Genomic DNA, 15,758 nt, shown 5'->3' on the forward strand with positions numbered 1-15,758 from the left:
CATTATCGATGGGCTTTGTTACTCAACGGCTGAAGCAAAATTTATGCAATGTCTTAGTCATATTTGAGAGGGTAGCAGCCTTGCTTTGGGACATGACCGTGCCAGAACAGTTCGCCCTGACACGAGGTGTACATTACAGTTATTTAGTGGTCAATTGAATTAGCGCCTTGCTCTTTCCATATCCAACAATGTTTTTTTGCGCTCTAGTCCCCAGCGGTAGCCTCCTAAAGAACCGTCACTGCGCAATACTCGGTGACAGGGGATAAGAATCCCAACTGGATTTTTGCCACAAGCGGTGCCTACAGCGCGAACCGCCTTCGGGCTATCAATATGCTCGGCAACTTCACCGTAGCTCATCACGTCCCCTTCTTTAATGCTTAGTAAAAATTGCCACACCTTGATTTGGAATGCCGTTCCTCTGATATCAAGAGGCACATCGGGTCTAGGAGCGCCCTGACTTATATGCTGATCTAAAGCAAACATCCAGCTATCCAGCTCTGGTGCGTCTTGTGCCGCAGAAAGTACAAGCTTAGCCTCTGGAAACTCATCACCTAACAGAGTTAGCAAAGAATCTTTGTCATCACCAAACTGTACCGAGCATACCCCCTTATCTGTCGCTGCCATTATCATATATCCAAGTGCCGTCTCTCGACATGCGTAATGGATAATTTCACCTTTACCGCCAGCTTTGTATGCTTTTGGCGTCATGCCTATACTTCTGGTTGCTTCACCATATACCCGACTTATTGAGCCATAACCTGACGAATAAATTGCATCAGTCACACCTTCTCCCTCTTTTAACGAACGCTTAAATTTTCGCATTCGCACTGCATCCTGATAATGCTTGGGTGACACACCAAACATGTCTTTAAATGTGCGTTGTAATCGGGAAGGCGAAAGCCCTGCAATATTGCCTAACTGGGTTAGTGTCATTTTGTCTTCGGCATTAGTTTCTATATAGCGAGCTACATCGATTAGCTGATGAGTACGTTCATCCTGTCCTGCTGGATTGCAACGCTTACATGGACGAAACCCTGCTTGCATTGCGGATTCAATATCTAAGAAGAATCTCAGGTTTTCTGGATTTGCGGCTTTGGTTGAGCAGGATGGCAAACAGAATACGCCAGTGGTAATAACGCCATAGTAAAACTGTCCGTCAAAAGATCCATCGCTCTGCGCTACTGCATTTTTCATTTTATTTTCAGATAGCTTTGGCATGGCTACGCTCACTGTTTCGCTGGATTCATCAATATCTCATCACATCAAGCTTGATGATGCCATCCGATTCTTGCTGGTTAATTCACGGCTGTTTATTAACCCTTCAATTTGAATGTGGCGCAATTTTCGGATGTTTTCAGGTTGTCACCATATCTAATATGAACGTAAAGACGAATAACACGGATGATAACGAACATGACATCTAGCATTAATCACTCTATGAACTCAAAAGTATGGGCTATGCTCATTCTGCTCTCCATCTTATGGGGGGGATCTTTCTTCTTTGTAGGCGTAGTGGTCAATGACCTCCCTCCATTAACCATAGTGACACTTAGAGTTGGCATTGCAGCGTTTACGCTATGGGGAATAGCCATGATGCTTGGCTTACGTCCGCCAAAAAGTCTAAAAGTCTGGGGGGCATTCTTAGGGATGGGGTTGCTGAACAACGTTATTCCCTTTGCTTTGATTGTATGGGGGCAAACTCAGATTGCATCAGGTCTGGCCTCAATTCTGAACGCTGCAACGCCCATATTTACCGTAGTTGTGGCAGGTATTTTGCTCCCTGATGAACGACCAACTCCGTTAAAATTGTTCGGCGTTGTTCTCGGCTTCGTCGGTGTAGTCGTAATGATAGGAGTACCAGCTTTAGGTGGCGTAGGCAGCTTGTTCGCACAACTTGCTATTGTTGCTGCCACAGTATCTTATGCATTTGCAGGTGTATACGGACGCAGATTCAAATCATTGGGCATTAATCCTGTTGTTACCGCAGCAGGACAGGTCACCGCCTCAACACTTTTATTACTTCCTATCACGCTATTTGTAGATGGTACTATCGATACGGAGAGAACAAACATGAGCACATGGATAGCGATTACAGGGCTTGCTGTTGCTTCCACGGCGATAGCTTATGTTCTCTATTTCAAAATCCTTGAGCTGGCAGGCGCAACAAACGTATTGCTGGTAACACTGCTTGTACCAGTCTCTGCAACTTTGCTTGGCTCACTATTTCTGAACGAATCTCTGGAAGTTATTCATATCTTGGGAATGGGGTTAATAGCTTTCGGACTATCAGCTATTGATGGCCGTCTGTGGCACCGACTGAAATCAGCCTTTGCTTAACCAAACCCGATGAAAAAGGGGCGAATCGCCTCCCGGCGTCGTCCTTCACCAATCAACACGCCTTATCACGAACGATAACGACTACGTTATGGTGGCAGTTCGAGAAGCGATTGGTGCAGTACCCGCAAACTATAACGCATCCTTTACGTTTGCATCCCATCTTAATAACCTTCTGGCACAGGAGGCAGATTCTCTCTTTGCTTATGCAAGGAAGATCAATAGAAAAGCGCAGTAGAGCGCTTTTCTATAAGTTCGTGCGCAACGCAATTATCAGAACTGTTTTAGTAAACATCATCATGGTTGCCGATATCTATCAACAACACAGTCCCATCTTGTTTTATTCGGATCTCAACCATTAGCCGATACGACATATTTAATGATACAGAATGACAATTTTTACCCTCGATTTTGTGTAATCTCAGTGAAGGGTGTCCTAGCTGATTCAGTTGTATCATCTTGAGCACTTTTTTTAGAGGTGCTTGCATGTCGGGGTGTTTCTTTAGGAACTTTTTTAGTCTTCTTTCAAAGGCCGGTGTTGTTACTATCTGGTTCATTGATAATTCCATCTATGAAGCTGTCAATGTCCGTGATTACAGAAAAGTTACCGGCGTCGTAATCAGCTTCTGCCTCTCTAATCGCCTTATCCAAGCGCCACTCTTGGTATTCTTCGTAGTCCTCTACGCTGATCGCATAAAAAGCAGGCTTTCCTCTTTCAGTGACAGCATGAGGTAAACCATCTTTGATTGCCTCTTTGATAACTTTTATGCCACGAACTTTGACATCATTGGCAGTGATCATTGTTCCTTCCTAATTGACTCGTGCTATACGAATAGTGCTCTTAAAGAGTACTGATTAAAAGTGCCTTAGTAAAGTATTTTTAGTGGTACTATTAAGAGTACTTTTAGGCGATGGCATTAAAAAGGGGCAGAAACGGGTTGGTAACTACACATAGAGACACGGATAGTTCCTTTATTTTTTCTGTCATTTCTAATGGGGAGTTACAATAGTGAGCATTTAAACCATTCTTCTTATCATTCGCCAGATGTAAAAAAGTTCACTCATGAACTTTTGATCTTTAGGTGCAACGATTGAACCGGGAAGCTGTTGGCCATTAGCCAGAGCAGCGCTAACTTTTTCAAAATATTTTTTTATTGAATATGTTTGTGTGCTTACCACATATGGAATATTTATCATTCATACTTCCTTCTGTAATAGGTTGGACGATGAATACCAAGATCAACCCATGGCTTAACCTGTCTCTCAGAATGTAAATGTATTTTTCGTGTCGAGATCATCCTCCTTTTTTCACTGCTTTTGAAAGACGTTAAACAACCATTTTTTCGCATAATTTTATACTGCCCCGATGGGCTCGAACAGGTGTTTGCTCACCCAACTGTTGTATCGCATGGTACGATTGTGCCGCAGGGCGTCCGCATGAATGGTTTATCTCGACGCTCCTCAAACAACATCACTGCAAAGTATGTCAATGACCAGAAATGCAGGGAATAGGGGATCACATGCGCTGCAAGCCAAGCCCTTGTAAGCTCAACAGCTGTTGGTGTTTACGCTATGGGTATGGGTCACGCACCGCCTTTAGAACAGCACATAGGCCTCTATGCTGCTTTGGTATGAGGCTTCATTCCTCTCCCCCTAAAGCAACCCTTCTATAGGCAAAATACCGGCAAGCCATGCACCCATCCGTTTCCAAATGCTGGCTTCGGGTTCACTGTCGTAGACGCTGCCTGTCGCGGAGTCACGCCAAACCAGCTCACTGTTTTGCAGCTCAACGTTGAATGCGCCACCAGGCAATAAAGCATTTAACCTGTCGACAACTTGTGCGGAGTACTCTGGCGTCTCTATTACAACGGCCATCTCTGTGTTGAGGTTTACTGAGCGGGGATCCCAGTTCATTGAGCCCACGATGATGTCTGTGTTATCAATCGCGATAAACTTTGCATGCAAGCTGGCGCGTTTGCTGCCGATTAAACTCCATTGTCGTTTGAGCTCGGCGCTGGCTTTCATCTCCCACAGCGTGATACCACTTTCCAACAGTTTTTTGCGGTATTTGGCATACCATCCATGTACAGCGAAGACATCGTTTGATGCCAGACTATTGGTCACAATGGTGATATCTACCCCTCGCCTTGCAGCGTCTATCAGGGCTTGTGTACCCGCTTTCGTGGGAACAAAGTATGGGGAGACTAACACGATGGAATCATTCGCTTTTACAAGGTGGTTCACCAGTTTTGCTGTCAGGTCACTTTTGCGGGTGTCTACCTTTTCCGGCAAATCAAACCAGAGCGTGGCGTTTCCCCAGTGAAGGGTCAATGTGCCCTGTTTGAGGTGTTCAAACAGGGCAAGCTGGGTGATGTCGTAATCGCCATTTTTAAAGGGGACTGCCAACGCCTCAGTATCGAAGAGGGTGGAGAGTGGAGCCTGACGCTCTTTGTCTGATAGAGAGACCAGTGCGTTGACAGGCACCGTGTGTTCGCTGTTCCAGTACAAATCAAACTGAGAGGCAGTTTGTGTCACCACTGGCCCAAAGAGCAAAAGATCAAAGTCACCAAACTCGACGTGGTTAGCGAACGAAAAATATTCATTGCCAATGTTCCTGCCACCCACGATAGCCGCTACGCCGTCTGCCGTAATGGATTTATTGTGCATACGGTGGTTCAGGCGTGAAAAACTGTAAAGGAAAGAAAGCGGACGGGATATTCTGAGCAGGTGGGGATTGAAGAGGCGAATTTCGATATTGGGATGCATGCTGAGGCGGGCCATCACCGTATCATCTCTGCGCTGCATATCATCCAGCAGCAACCGTACCCGGACACCACGCTGCGCGGCTTCGTACAGACGCCATGTCACGATTTGGCTGGTTTCATCATCACCGAAAATATAGTACTGCAAGTCCAGTGTATGTGTGGCGTTTTCAATCAAAGCGATGCGTGCCAACAGCGCATCATCACCACTACCGAGTGAGTGAAATCCGGTCAACGCCTCATGGTTCCCCTCTTTGCGCAGGCGTTCAAAATAGGTTGCAAGGGGGGAGCTTGCCTGATAACCGAGTTGGTAGCTCGCGTGTTTGGACTCGGCCAGGTTTTTGGGGGAATCACTGCATGACATTAAACCAATGCTGCCAAACAGCAGTGCGAAATGAACCAGTTTCAATATGACATCCTTTTCAACTCGTTGCACAAATTGCCCCCTTGGGTGCGCTCAATACGTTTATGAGTGTTCTGGTTAACCACTATAAAGCAGTATGAGGCATTAATGCATGTTTCAGTTTAGATGCATATAACTAATTGTCTGGGGATAACTGCCTGTTTCAGAATGTGACAACGTTTTCTTGCCTGCACAATGGGAAGGGCTGATATGTCAGAATGCCGCTTCATCTGCTGCTGCGATTTGTTGCAGCCAGCGGCCAAGTTTCAGGATTTCCGGTTGTCTGGCGCGGTGCTTTTTATACACAAAATAGAGGCTGTCACCGGTTGGGATCTCATGAAGAGGGATGCGGACGAGTTGTTCACGGTCAATTTCGTTCATGAAATAGTGATTCAAAAGGGTGATACCGTGGGAATAGCGTGCGGCTTCCGTCGCCAGTAGCATATGGCTGAAGGTGTGGATTTTTACATCACGTGGCAGGGTAAATCCTCCGGCTTTACACCACTGATCCCAGTCATTTTCCATCAGTGACCTGACCGATAACAACGGGTATTCCCAGAAGGCGTCTGGTAAAGGTTTATCTTTAATTTGTTGCCATATTTTGGTGCTGCATACCGGGTAAATGTACTCGTTATACAAAAGATCGTATTGGTAGTTTCTTCCCGGCGCAAAGTCAGTGATAAAACAATCGCCCATCTTGTCTGAAAGATCCGGCTGGTGAGCGTACATCTCCAGCGAGAGGTCAATCTCCGGATGCTTGTCACGAAAGTCTGACAGTTGCGGCATCAGCCATTTCACCGCCAGTGAACTGAATACCGCCAGGCGAAGGTTCCCTGCGACCCCTTCCCGAACTTGCAGGCTGGCACGGGCAATGGCCTGCAAGGGTTCACTGATATCGTCATAATAACGTTGACCAACCGCCGTCAGATGCAGATTGCGGCCCTGTCGTTCAAACAAGGATTCCCCCAGAAAATCTTCCAATACTCGGATTTGGTGGCTGACAGCACTTTGCGTCACATTCAGCGATTCTGCGGCTCGTGAAAAGCTGTTCAGCCGGGCGGTCGCCTCAAAGTAGTGTACTGCGCGCAGTGGGGGAAGCTTCACTATCTAAAAAACTCATGAATAACTAATAATCATCATTATACGTCATGGAAATGTGTCGCTACCATGAGAGTTCTGTGAGCTATGTAGCTTTTTTCAAGAGGGAGGTCGTGAGTATGCGCAACATTTCTGTCGGGATCGCGATGACCCTATTGGTGATCGGGAATCTCAGCGCCACGTTTTCTGATGCGTTGGTAAAAACAATGGAGGGCGGCCCTGACGGTGCACTGTTCCAGTTTGCGCTGTTTCGCCAGGTATCTGCTGTGCTTATCTTGCTTCCTTTTTGTTTAACAGCACCGGCGAAAAACCTGACGCTAGGGCTTAAATGGCATGCACTGCGCGCGCATATCTGGCTGTTGGGCGTGTTTTTTGCCATTGTGGCGCTGACTACTATGCCACTGGCGACCGCCAATGCGATCTTTTATGCAGCTCCCTTGATCATGCTTCCATTGGCTGCGATCTTTTTGCGTGAAAAGCTCTCTGCATCGTCCATTTTGGCGGCGGTAGTGGGGTTTGTCGGTGTGCTTATTCTGGTGCGCCCGACGGAATTTAACTGGGCGGCGATGTCGGCGCTGATAGTGGCGGTAACCTTGGCGGTCAACAACTTGTTGATCCCAAAAATCCCACGGGTTCAGACCGTACCGCAAACCTTGCTGTTGCATAACCTGATAGGTATTCCTGTGGCCTTTGCCCTGGCGTTGTACGAAGGGATGCCTTTCAGCCTGGATTTATTTTGGCGCGCCGCTGGCTCGACCGCCTTTATTCTGGTGTATGCCGCGACTTGCGTAATTGCTTATCGCGCTGCGGAAAGCAATAAGATTGCCAGTGCAGAGTACAGCGGTCTGGTGTGTGCCGTAGCGGTTGGGCTGGTCTTTTTTGGTGAGGTGCCGGACATGCTCATGGTTGTCGGTACAACGTTGATTGTGGTGCCCCTGCTGTGGCTGGCGGGCCGTGAGAAACACAAATCCCGTAAGGCGGAGAAAGCGGCTGCGCTGGCAAACGTGCAGGAAGACGCTGTTGAGCCAGCGTAACAGCCCCAAAATATCACCTGCTACCACACGCTCTCCTGATGCTTTGCAGGAGAGCGTTTTTATTGTGTGCCGTAAATAACCCCCGAAATCAAAAGACTGCTCCTCGGTTTAGCTTAAAATGTTTATCATAAGAAAAAATATTAATATCAATCAGTTAGTTTAATTCTGGTCGTGCAGGTTTATTCTTATTGTCGTGCTGTCCACTTTTTCTCCACTGTTCATGCCAATAAAACTGAAAGCTCGATGTTTCTGACAGGTTATCGCTTTGGGTTTTCCTGAGGATGGAACTTGTGGCATGCTCAAGGTTTCACCAATACGTGGTAATGGATAACCCGAATGGACAACAGCACCCCCATACTGTCACTCAGAACCATAGAGCCAACCGATTATGACGAATTGGCGGAACTGATGGATCTGGTTTTTCATGATGTTGGCGGCTCGTGGCCGAGAATGACCATTATGGATCTGATTCATCAGTTCCCGGACGGGCAAATCTGCATTGAAGACAACGGAAAAATTGTCGGAGCCGCTTTGACCATCAAAGTTGATTACAACCGCTTTTCCCTGCCTCATCTCTATTCTGACATCATCGATGAAAACAACGTTATTCAAAACCAGGTTACCGGGGACGCCATGTACGGGCTGGATGTGTTTGTCCACCCCGATTACCGCGGGCTCCGTCTTGGCAGGCGACTCTATGATGCGCGCAAAGAGCTTTGCCGCACCCACAACTACAAAGCGATTCTCGCCGGGGGGCGTATCCCCAATTTCCACCAGCATGCCGGTGAGCTTACGGTGGCGGAATACATCGACAAAGTGAAACGCCGGGAGCTGCACGATCCTATCCTCTCCTTTCAGTTGGCGAATGATTTTGATGTGAAGCGCATCATGCGTGGGTATCTTCCCGAAGACAGCGCCTCCAATGGTTATGCCACCTTGCTGGAGTGGGACAATTTCTTTTACGAGGAAGACATCCATTCTGTCCATGACGTAGAGAAGACCTTGGTGCGGATAGGTGTTGTCCAGTGGCAAATGCGCGCCATGCGCGATCTGGAAGACTTTCTGGATCAGGCGGAGTTTTTTGTCTCCTCACTGTCAAACTATAAAGCTGATTTTGCCCTGTTCCCTGAGTTCTTTAATGCCCCGTTGATGGGACTCAAAAATGACCAGAACTCGGTGGAAGCGATCCGTTTTCTCGCCGGTTTCAGTGAAGAGATTAAAAAGCGGTTCTCCCAGCTGGCACTGACATACAACATCAACATTATTGCCGGCAGTGTGCCCGTTATCGAGGAGGATAAGCTCTACAACGTTTCCTACCTGTTGCAGCGGGATGGCTCTGTCAACGCCCAGTACAAAATCCATATCACCCCGCATGAAGAAAAAGACTGGGTGATTGATGGTGGCAACCATGTTGAGGTATTCGACACCGACGCAGGACGGGTGGGGATCCTCATCTGTTATGACAGTGAGTTTCCAGAGCTGGGCCGTATGCTGGCCGAGAAAGGGGTTCAGATCATTTTCGTGCCATTCTGGACCGACACCAAAAACGGTTACCAGCGCGTTCGCCTTTGCTCGCAGGCAAGGGCCATTGAAAATGAATGCTATGTGGCCATTGGTGGCAGTGTCGGTAACCTTCCACGGGTCGACAACGTGGATATCCAATATGCGCAGTCGGCGGTTTTCTCGCCGTCAGACATCTATTTCCCGCACGACGCCACCTTAACGGAAGCCAACGCCAACACCGAAATGATCATCTTTGCCGACGTTGACCTCACCAAGCTTAAACAGCTGAACACCGAAGGGTCGGTAACCAACCTTCGCCACCGTCGCCTTGATTTATACGGTGGTTTTACTGAGCCGGGGGAATAAGCCCACGGCGCCTGTTCCCTGTTCAATGTGGCCCACTTTTATCACGAAAAATGCGTGGTAAAGGTGGGCCGCTGGCTTTCCTTGCAAGGAAAGTCAGGTTCTGACGCGCTCGAACTCAGCCCAGGCTTGCTCAAAGCGCTCGAAATCAAAATCGTCCTCTTTGGCTGCCTGCAACACGATCTGTTCGTTATGTATGACGCGTTGAATGGCGTTTTCCAGTTTTGGGATGATGTCAGTTGGAATGATCACAGCGCCATGTCTGTCTGCGTGGATCAGATCGCCTTCGTGAATGGTTAAACCAAACACAGTGACCGGTGTTGCGATGGATTCAACATGCACAAACGCATGGCTGGGCCCGATAGACCCTGCCAGTACCGGAAAGCCTTCCGGCAGATCGCCTAAATCACGCATCACGCCGTTTGTCAGTGCCCCAGAGATACCAAACCCTTTATGAACATGGGTATTGATCCCGCCCCAGTAAGCACCAACGGCATCCGGGTAGTCCAAATCCTCAATCACGGTGACTGAAGGGTGAGGCCCTTGTGACATGTATTTGTAGTACTGCATACGGAGAGCCTTAACTTCATCCGGCGGTAAAGCTGAGGGTTTGATGGCCGCAATCTGGGCGGTTTTGGCGTAACCCACTATCGCGTTGGCTGTAGGATCAGAAGCCTGCAGGGTGCCACGCGTGAACTGGTCAAACCCGCGTTGTCCTTGCGCCACTTCTATGGCATTGCAGACAGTGGGCGTGTCGATGCTTAATAACAGTTTGTAAAGTTGTTTATCCATTAACGTTTCAACCAGGCACTAAGGGCGTGCGTGGTTGCCTCCGGTTGTTCAAGTGTGGGTAAATGACCGGCAAAAGGAATGATGATCAAGTCTGCGTGGGGAATGAGCGACTTCATTGTATCGTGCCGGTCCCGGGGGCATAGCTGGTCGTCTTCCCCCATCAAAATCATGGTTGGGATCCTGACGTGTTTCAGGGTCTCCTGTTGGTCAGGGCGGTTACGAAGGGCAAGGGATTGGTTGATAAAACAGGTTTCACCGAGATCGCTTGCCATCGACAGACACAGTGCTTCAATGTCGGGGCGGGGGATGTCCCGGTGGATGTAATTCGGGATCATTACGTCACGCATCACTCCCAGCATATCGCCATTGGCCGTGCGCTCCAGGTGGGTTTGCCTGCTTGCTTTTACGTCGTCATTTTCCGCTTTTGGATTGGTGTCCATCAGGGCTAACCGTGTAACACGGGCTGGAGCCTGGCGAAAAACCTCCATAGCAAGAATTCCACCCATGGAAAGCCCTCCCAGTGCAAATTGCGCTGGGGCCTTTAGCAATATGTCCTTAGCAAGCGCCGCCATGCTGTTGTGTCCGCAAGTATCCATGACGATCACATCGCGATCATTCCTCAATGCGGCTGTCTGGTGTGTAAACAGGCGCTGATCGCACATCATACCCGGCAACAGAACCAGGGGCTCATTCATGGCTGTTTCCCATCCAGGTAAGCCCCGCAGGGTCATCTGTCTTGGTGACCCGGAACAGGCTCGCTTCTCCGGAGACTGTGACTTGCAGGGTGTATTCCGTGCCTTGTGGCAGCCACACAGTGTCGCCGGGATTGAAGATTTCTGTCCTGCCTTGCCAGCTCACTGCCCAGTGCCCGCGCATGATCATCAATACCACGTCTTTTTCAGCATTCAGTCTTTTTTCTCCGACAGACTGACGGCCAATAAAATCGACATCAAATCCCGGTTTATCCACCAACAGGCCCTGTTCGCCAATTACCCTGACCGGACTTTTCGTGGCCATAGCCATCATGTCCCAATAGCGGGCGACAAAGTGCTTTACTACGGTGGTGGCATCGGGACGCAGGAGCGTCTCCAGCCACGCTTTTTCCGGAAGTGGCATTTCCTGCTCGCCGTCTGGCAGGGATTCACCTTGTTTGGTGTCGTAAAGCCTGCCCGTTTCCCCCAGTACCAAACCGTGAATCTGCGCGGCCTTGCGAACGTGCGGCGCCCAGACGACGCCGCCTCCGGCATCATCGCCGCCCAATATCGACATGATCATGCCGTAATCGCTGCCAATGTTTTCAAATCCACGGAACAGACGAGTGGGAATATTGAAAATATCACCTTCTTGCAGTACCACTTCCCCATCTTCTCCGGTTTCTCCCCAGAAGAAACGCCAGCGTCCTTTGAGAACAAAAAAAACTTCTGCTGTGTTGTGTGAATGGAGTGAGTTAAAACAGCGGGGAGGCTGGCCTGCTGCCCCAATGTTGAAGCCCGGTGTGGCTGTGATATGTACATGCTGGTCTGGGCTTTCTGATACGCCACCACCGATAATGGTGAAATTTTCTTTTTCTGACGATCCGGGGGTGTGAGCGTCGATAAATGCAGTACGGCACGGGATCAGCTCACCAAATCTCACCCATTGAGGTTGTTTCATTGCTCACTCCTTGTGAAAAATTAACCGGTGTGTAGTGCGATCTGTTTCCAGATGGCTGTTTCATCAAACAACACGAATTCACGCCTGATACCGTATGGGCCAAATTCGACGTGGGCGGCCCCCATGACATAGACATCGGCTCCCGTTGGCTGGCCAAATGCTCCCCAGCCATCATGTTTGCCGTGCAACGAAAAACGAATGGCGGCGCGTGGCGGCATCAGCGGGTCTTCGCGTCCAATCTGGTGTTGGATACTGAATGTGGCATTGGGGAAGCTGGCGCGAAGCCCCATCCAGAAGCGGTCGATAGCGGGCCAAGCGTTTACGGTAACGCCGCCGGGATATTCTGCCTGACAGGCTCGGTCATACTCGTTGGGAATGCAGGAAAACTCCGCGTTCATCACCCGGGACAATACATTGGCATAGCGCTGTCCCCACGCGTTGTCATTGCCGGTGCCAAGATAGGGGCCCGGTTTGTCGCACGCAGGCGTGAAGGGGTGAGCGCAGTGTTCAGGCCCGCCTTGCTCAGCAATTTGCTGCAAGGCAAACTGCTTGGGATCCTGCCCGAGCTGACGCACGATGGCACCCAGATCCCGGATCAGCCATTCGTCGTTGATTTGGTTATTGATCGCATGGCAGTCAGCAATGATCCGATAACGCAATGCGTTGCCGCTGGCCTTGCCAAACTGGCCATCTCCCCGGTGTGTGGCTTCGGAGAGAATACGGTGGGAGGACAGCATCCCCGTGTCGGGCGTACCGCACCAGATGACGTCTTCTCCCAGCAGGCTCCGATCCGGCAATTCATTTAAAACTGCGGCGGTTTGGGCTATCACATCCTGGTTGCCGACAGACACCCCGGCAGGCGTGCGGACAACAATATTTTCGGCATAATAATCATGCAGGGAGGCAAGGTTCCGGCCTTCCCAGATCTCCCGGGTAATCCCGAGAATATAATCAGGAAAGTCGGCGAATTTGGGGTCAAAACCTTTCATGATTTCCATCCTCTGGGAATTCTGGCGGACGTGCGGATAACCAGTGGCGATCCAATGGCGACTTTCTGTGGCGCGTCGTTTTCATGATTGATCTGTTGCAACAGGATCCTGACAGTTTCGCTCACCATAATGTCGGCGCGCTGTGCGAGGGTTGTGAGGTTATAGGCTGGCCATGCCGCGGCAGAAACATTGTCAAAGCCGACAACAGAAACATCTTCTGGAACACGGAGCCCGAGTTCAAAACGGAGGGTATCCATCACGGCGAGGGCCATATGATCATTGGCGACAAAGAGCGCATCAGGGGGATCGTCACTGAACATTCTTCGTGTGGCATCCCGTGCTTTGTCCATGTCAAACATGCCTTCTCCCCGTGAGTGCAGTGTCATTCCTGCCTGTTGCAGACCTGCCCGGAACCCGATTTCCCGGTCTCTTTGGGTTGAGGTACAATCAAGCCCGGCGATATAGCTGATTTTGCGGTGACCTCCTGCAACAAGAAACTCAGCCGCTTCGATGCCACCCCTGAAGTTATCTGAGGTGACGCAAGAGAAGTCATCGCCCTGTTGTGATCGGTTAAAAAGCACAATAGGCACGCCAACAGACCGGCAGCGTGCCGCCAGTTCAGACGACAATTCCACGGAGGCAGCGATAATGCCGTCGACCTGATAGTCGAGGATCTCTTCAATCACGTCATCGATAACACTGTCGATGTTGTTGGCCATAAAAACCAGCACGTGGTAGCCCTGCTCTTGAAGCTGGGTTGATAGCTTTTCCAGTGCATCGGGATAAAACTGGTTGTTAAGGTAGGCAACCACCAGCCCAATGACCCGGCTTTTGCCGGACGCCATGGCGCGTGCCAGCACGTTTGGCCGGTAGCCCAGTTCTTCAGCGGCTTTTCTGACCTTCTCAATGGTTTTCTTTGAGGCCGATCTGCCCGGCGTAAATACCCGGCTGACAGCGGATTGGCTTACGCCGGCGCGCTTGGCGACATCGGTTGAAGTGACTTTTTCGTTGGCCATTATTCTGCTGTCCAGCCTCCATCAACCTTGAGCGAAGTGCCCGTAACCATAGCGGATGCGGCGGAGGCGAGGTAAACCACAGCCCCCATCAAATCTTCCACCTCACCGACCCGGTTAAGTTTGATGTGACGTTCAATCCAGGCGCGCTTTTCCGGATCGTTGAAGGTGACGGCTGTCAGGTCGGTTTTAATGAACGTTGGGCATAGCGTGTTCACCCGGATATTGTGTTTGCCCCACTCAATCGCCATGGCTTTGGTAAACCCTTCAACTGCATGTTTGCTGGCGCAATACACTGCACGATCAATACCGCCGACGTGGGCCATTTGGCTGGAGATAGAAATCAGGCTGCCTGGCTTGCCTGCTTCAATCAGTTTTCTGGCAACATATTGGAACAGGAAGTAAGCGGCTTTTACGTTGAGGGAAAACACCTGATCGTAATCTTCTACGAGGGTTTCTACTGCGGGAGAATGTCTGGCGAGACCGGCGGAGTTCACCACAATATCAAACGGATCCCTGACAGTGATTTCCCGCTCGAGGGCGGGCAGATTTGTGATATCCAGTGGTAAGGTGTCGGCATCCAGCCCTTCACGGGCAAACGCCTGCCCAAGGGCGTCAAGCTGTCCGGCCCGGCGTGCGACCAGTGTGACGTGGGCACCGGCTCTGGCAAGCGCTGTGGCACAGGCAAGGCCAATCCCGGAGGAGGCACCGGTGACCAGAGCCCGTTTTCCTGTCAAATCAAAAGATGGGGTCGTTGGCAGTGTTATGGTCATAATTCTTCCCTTGGGAGCGCCACGGGGCAGCATGGTCTGGCTTTGTTGAATTCCCTCAGTCTGCCAAAAACATCCACCCCCAGCTGGTTGTACACATCCAAAAGGTCGACCAACACCCAGTTCTCTGCGATTTTGCCTTCTTCCACCCGCCAGAAATCAAGGCTACGCAAAGTGATGGCTTTCCCTGATGGCGCGATACCGAGCCAACCGTCAGCCGTGAGAGTCTGGCGCATGTTTGGCCAGCCAGTCACGGCAACATAATTTTTCTGTGCGAAGAGATGCCAGTCGTTGTCACTGTGCTGTTTTCCCCGGTCTGGCATTGCATTGAGAAATGGAATCTGGTGCCAATGGCGAAAGCCGGTAAGCCCCCGGCAGGTACCGATACCAGCCGGGCCATACCAGGTCATGTCATGGTGCCAGTAGTCAGGTAGCTGCATGACCTCAGGGCCTCCCTGTGCGGGGTGGCGCATTAAATGTGTCAGCATATCGAGCACGAGTTGGGTGTTGGTTTCAGCATCGTCGTCCGCTTCGGCAGAAAGCGTGTTGATGCCGTCGCAGGTTGCCGGTCCGGGCACCAGACCTTCCCGCCCCAGAGAGGGCGCCATGGGCCAGGCGTTGGCCTGCATCATCACTTCTACCCAGTCCCAGATGGCCTGTACCTGAATGATGCGGTTGCCGGACACCTGATAAAATTCGTGGAAGCGCATGTGGGTGAAGTGTCCGGTTGGGGGAATATCCAAAAGCGGGTTGAGAAACGTGCCACAGTAGTGGCCACAACAGCCTATCCAGGACAATCCGTTCTGGTCACGACCATGAATAACGATTGTGTCCCTGCGCTCCAAATCCGGCATGGCCTGCAGCAGGGGTTGGTAGCTTTGGTCTATCCATCTGTCTGCGCCTTTTATGTCACCAAAAGGGTGACACATATGGACAATGGCGTCGTCGTCAAACAGTGTATCGGCCGCTTTTTTTAAGCCGCCAATATCGACCCGTCGCTGGCTGGTGCGCCAGTGGGTGAATGCCTCAAAAACGTCCGTCATT

The 15,758-nt window shown here is 50.3% G+C and carries 15 protein-coding genes; 3 read left to right on the forward strand and 12 right to left on the reverse strand.

All coding sequences use genetic code 11. From position 1 onward, the window contains the following. Positions 1-159: 159 nt before the first annotated feature. Positions 160-1,218 carry a bifunctional transcriptional activator/DNA repair enzyme AdaA gene (locus VHA_RS12025; RefSeq protein WP_005504670.1) on the reverse strand — a complete coding sequence of 353 codons (1,059 nt, stop codon included), beginning with the start codon at positions 1,216-1,218 and terminating at the stop codon, positions 160-162. Between the two features lie 195 nt (positions 1,219-1,413). On the opposite strand from VHA_RS12025, the gene VHA_RS12030 reads away from it, so the two are divergent. After that, positions 1,414-2,337, forward strand: a complete 924-nt coding sequence (locus tag VHA_RS12030; RefSeq protein ID WP_005504673.1) for a DMT family transporter — start codon at positions 1,414-1,416, stop codon at positions 2,335-2,337. Positions 2,338-2,859: 522 nt separating this feature from the next. On the opposite strand, the gene VHA_RS12040 is transcribed toward VHA_RS12030, so the two are convergent. The 4 genes from VHA_RS12040 to VHA_RS12055 all read right to left on the reverse strand — a co-directional run bounded on the left by VHA_RS12040 (position 2,860) and on the right by VHA_RS12055 (position 6,603). Next, positions 2,860-3,135 carry a type II toxin-antitoxin system prevent-host-death family antitoxin gene (locus VHA_RS12040; RefSeq protein ID WP_005504677.1) on the reverse strand — a complete coding sequence of 92 codons (276 nt, stop codon included), beginning with the start codon at positions 3,133-3,135 and terminating at the stop codon, positions 2,860-2,862. A gap of 216 nt (positions 3,136-3,351) precedes the next feature. Then, complete coding sequence (locus VHA_RS12045) at positions 3,352-3,531, reverse strand: hypothetical protein (protein WP_040528851.1); 180 nt, start codon at positions 3,529-3,531, stop codon at positions 3,352-3,354. A gap of 456 nt (positions 3,532-3,987) precedes the next feature. Further along, complete coding sequence (locus tag VHA_RS12050; RefSeq protein ID WP_104439896.1) at positions 3,988-5,460, reverse strand: phospholipase D family protein; 1,473 nt, start codon at positions 5,458-5,460, stop codon at positions 3,988-3,990. A gap of 252 nt (positions 5,461-5,712) precedes the next feature. After that, entirely contained in the window at positions 5,713-6,603 is an 891-nt protein-coding gene (locus VHA_RS12055; protein ID WP_005504680.1) for a LysR substrate-binding domain-containing protein, read from the reverse strand. A gap of 113 nt (positions 6,604-6,716) precedes the next feature. Here VHA_RS12055 and VHA_RS12060 point away from each other — a divergent pair, with 113 nt between their 5' ends. Further along, a complete protein-coding gene (locus VHA_RS12060; RefSeq protein ID WP_005504682.1) occupies positions 6,717-7,631 on the forward strand; it encodes a DMT family transporter in 915 nt (304 codons plus the stop codon). Between the two features lie 336 nt (positions 7,632-7,967). Next, positions 7,968-9,500, forward strand: a complete 1,533-nt coding sequence (locus VHA_RS12065) for a bifunctional GNAT family N-acetyltransferase/carbon-nitrogen hydrolase family protein (protein WP_005504683.1) — start codon at positions 7,968-7,970, stop codon at positions 9,498-9,500. Between the two features lie 93 nt (positions 9,501-9,593). Here VHA_RS12065 and VHA_RS12070 read toward each other — a convergent pair whose 3' ends face one another. Genes VHA_RS12070 through VHA_RS12100 form a run of 7 tightly spaced genes read right to left on the reverse strand, consistent with a single transcriptional unit; the run spans position 9,594 to position 15,757 of the window. After that, entirely contained in the window at positions 9,594-10,289 is a 696-nt protein-coding gene (locus VHA_RS12070; protein ID WP_005504684.1) for an RraA family protein, read from the reverse strand. Further along, on the reverse strand, positions 10,289-10,984 hold the full coding sequence (locus tag VHA_RS12075; protein WP_005504685.1) for an alpha/beta fold hydrolase: 696 nt from the start codon (positions 10,982-10,984) through the stop codon (positions 10,289-10,291). Before VHA_RS12075 ends, VHA_RS12070 begins: the two co-directional genes overlap by 1 nt. Next, the gene (locus tag VHA_RS12080; protein ID WP_005504686.1) at positions 10,977-11,942 is read right to left on the reverse strand and encodes a cupin domain-containing protein; all 966 of its coding nucleotides are present in this window, start codon (positions 11,940-11,942) and stop codon (positions 10,977-10,979) included. The genes VHA_RS12075 and VHA_RS12080 overlap by 8 nt, the downstream gene beginning before the upstream one ends. Positions 11,943-11,962: 20 nt before the next feature. Next, the gene (locus VHA_RS12085) at positions 11,963-12,931 is read right to left on the reverse strand and encodes a nuclear transport factor 2 family protein (RefSeq protein ID WP_005504687.1); all 969 of its coding nucleotides are present in this window, start codon (positions 12,929-12,931) and stop codon (positions 11,963-11,965) included. After that, positions 12,928-13,947, reverse strand: coding sequence for a LacI family DNA-binding transcriptional regulator (locus VHA_RS12090; protein WP_005504688.1), 1,020 nt, complete (start codon positions 13,945-13,947; stop codon positions 12,928-12,930). The genes VHA_RS12085 and VHA_RS12090 overlap by 4 nt, the downstream gene beginning before the upstream one ends. After that, positions 13,947-14,717, reverse strand: a complete 771-nt coding sequence (locus VHA_RS12095) for an SDR family NAD(P)-dependent oxidoreductase (RefSeq protein ID WP_005504690.1) — start codon at positions 14,715-14,717, stop codon at positions 13,947-13,949. Before VHA_RS12095 ends, VHA_RS12090 begins: the two co-directional genes overlap by 1 nt. Next, a complete protein-coding gene (locus VHA_RS12100; RefSeq protein ID WP_005504702.1) occupies positions 14,714-15,757 on the reverse strand; it encodes an ester cyclase in 1,044 nt (347 codons plus the stop codon). The genes VHA_RS12095 and VHA_RS12100 overlap by 4 nt, the downstream gene beginning before the upstream one ends. Position 15,758 lies beyond the last annotated feature (1 nt).

Source organism: Grimontia hollisae CIP 101886 (assembly GCF_000176515.1).
GTDB classification, from domain to species: Bacteria; Pseudomonadota; Gammaproteobacteria; order Enterobacterales; family Vibrionaceae; genus Enterovibrio; species Enterovibrio hollisae.

Excerpts from the sequence above, each read along its gene's own strand:
- VHA_RS12075 (WP_005504685.1), bottom strand. The coding sequence starts at position 10,984 with ATGAATGAGCCCCTGGTTCTGTTGCCGGGTATGATGTGCGATCAGCGC.
- VHA_RS12085 (WP_005504687.1), bottom strand. The coding sequence starts at position 12,931 with ATGAAAGGTTTTGACCCCAAATTCGCCGACTTTCCTGATTATATTCTC.
- VHA_RS12060 (WP_005504682.1), top strand. The coding sequence starts at position 6,717 with ATGCGCAACATTTCTGTCGGGATCGCGATGACCCTATTGGTGATCGGG.
- VHA_RS12090 (WP_005504688.1), bottom strand. The coding sequence starts at position 13,947 with ATGGCCAACGAAAAAGTCACTTCAACCGATGTCGCCAAGCGCGCCGGC.
- VHA_RS12030 (WP_005504673.1), top strand. The coding sequence starts at position 1,414 with ATGACATCTAGCATTAATCACTCTATGAACTCAAAAGTATGGGCTATG.
- VHA_RS12065 (WP_005504683.1), top strand. The coding sequence starts at position 7,968 with ATGGACAACAGCACCCCCATACTGTCACTCAGAACCATAGAGCCAACC.
- VHA_RS12040 (WP_005504677.1), bottom strand. The coding sequence starts at position 3,135 with ATGATCACTGCCAATGATGTCAAAGTTCGTGGCATAAAAGTTATCAAA.
- VHA_RS12050 (WP_104439896.1), bottom strand. The coding sequence starts at position 5,460 with ATGTCATGCAGTGATTCCCCCAAAAACCTGGCCGAGTCCAAACACGCG.
- VHA_RS12080 (WP_005504686.1), bottom strand. The coding sequence starts at position 11,942 with ATGAAACAACCTCAATGGGTGAGATTTGGTGAGCTGATCCCGTGCCGT.
- VHA_RS12100 (WP_005504702.1), bottom strand. The coding sequence starts at position 15,757 with ATGACGGACGTTTTTGAGGCATTCACCCACTGGCGCACCAGCCAGCGA.
- VHA_RS12070 (WP_005504684.1), bottom strand. The coding sequence starts at position 10,289 with ATGGATAAACAACTTTACAAACTGTTATTAAGCATCGACACGCCCACT.
- VHA_RS12095 (WP_005504690.1), bottom strand. The coding sequence starts at position 14,717 with ATGACCATAACACTGCCAACGACCCCATCTTTTGATTTGACAGGAAAA.
- VHA_RS12045 (WP_040528851.1), bottom strand. The coding sequence starts at position 3,531 with ATGATAAATATTCCATATGTGGTAAGCACACAAACATATTCAATAAAA.
- VHA_RS12025 (WP_005504670.1), bottom strand. The coding sequence starts at position 1,218 with ATGCCAAAGCTATCTGAAAATAAAATGAAAAATGCAGTAGCGCAGAGC.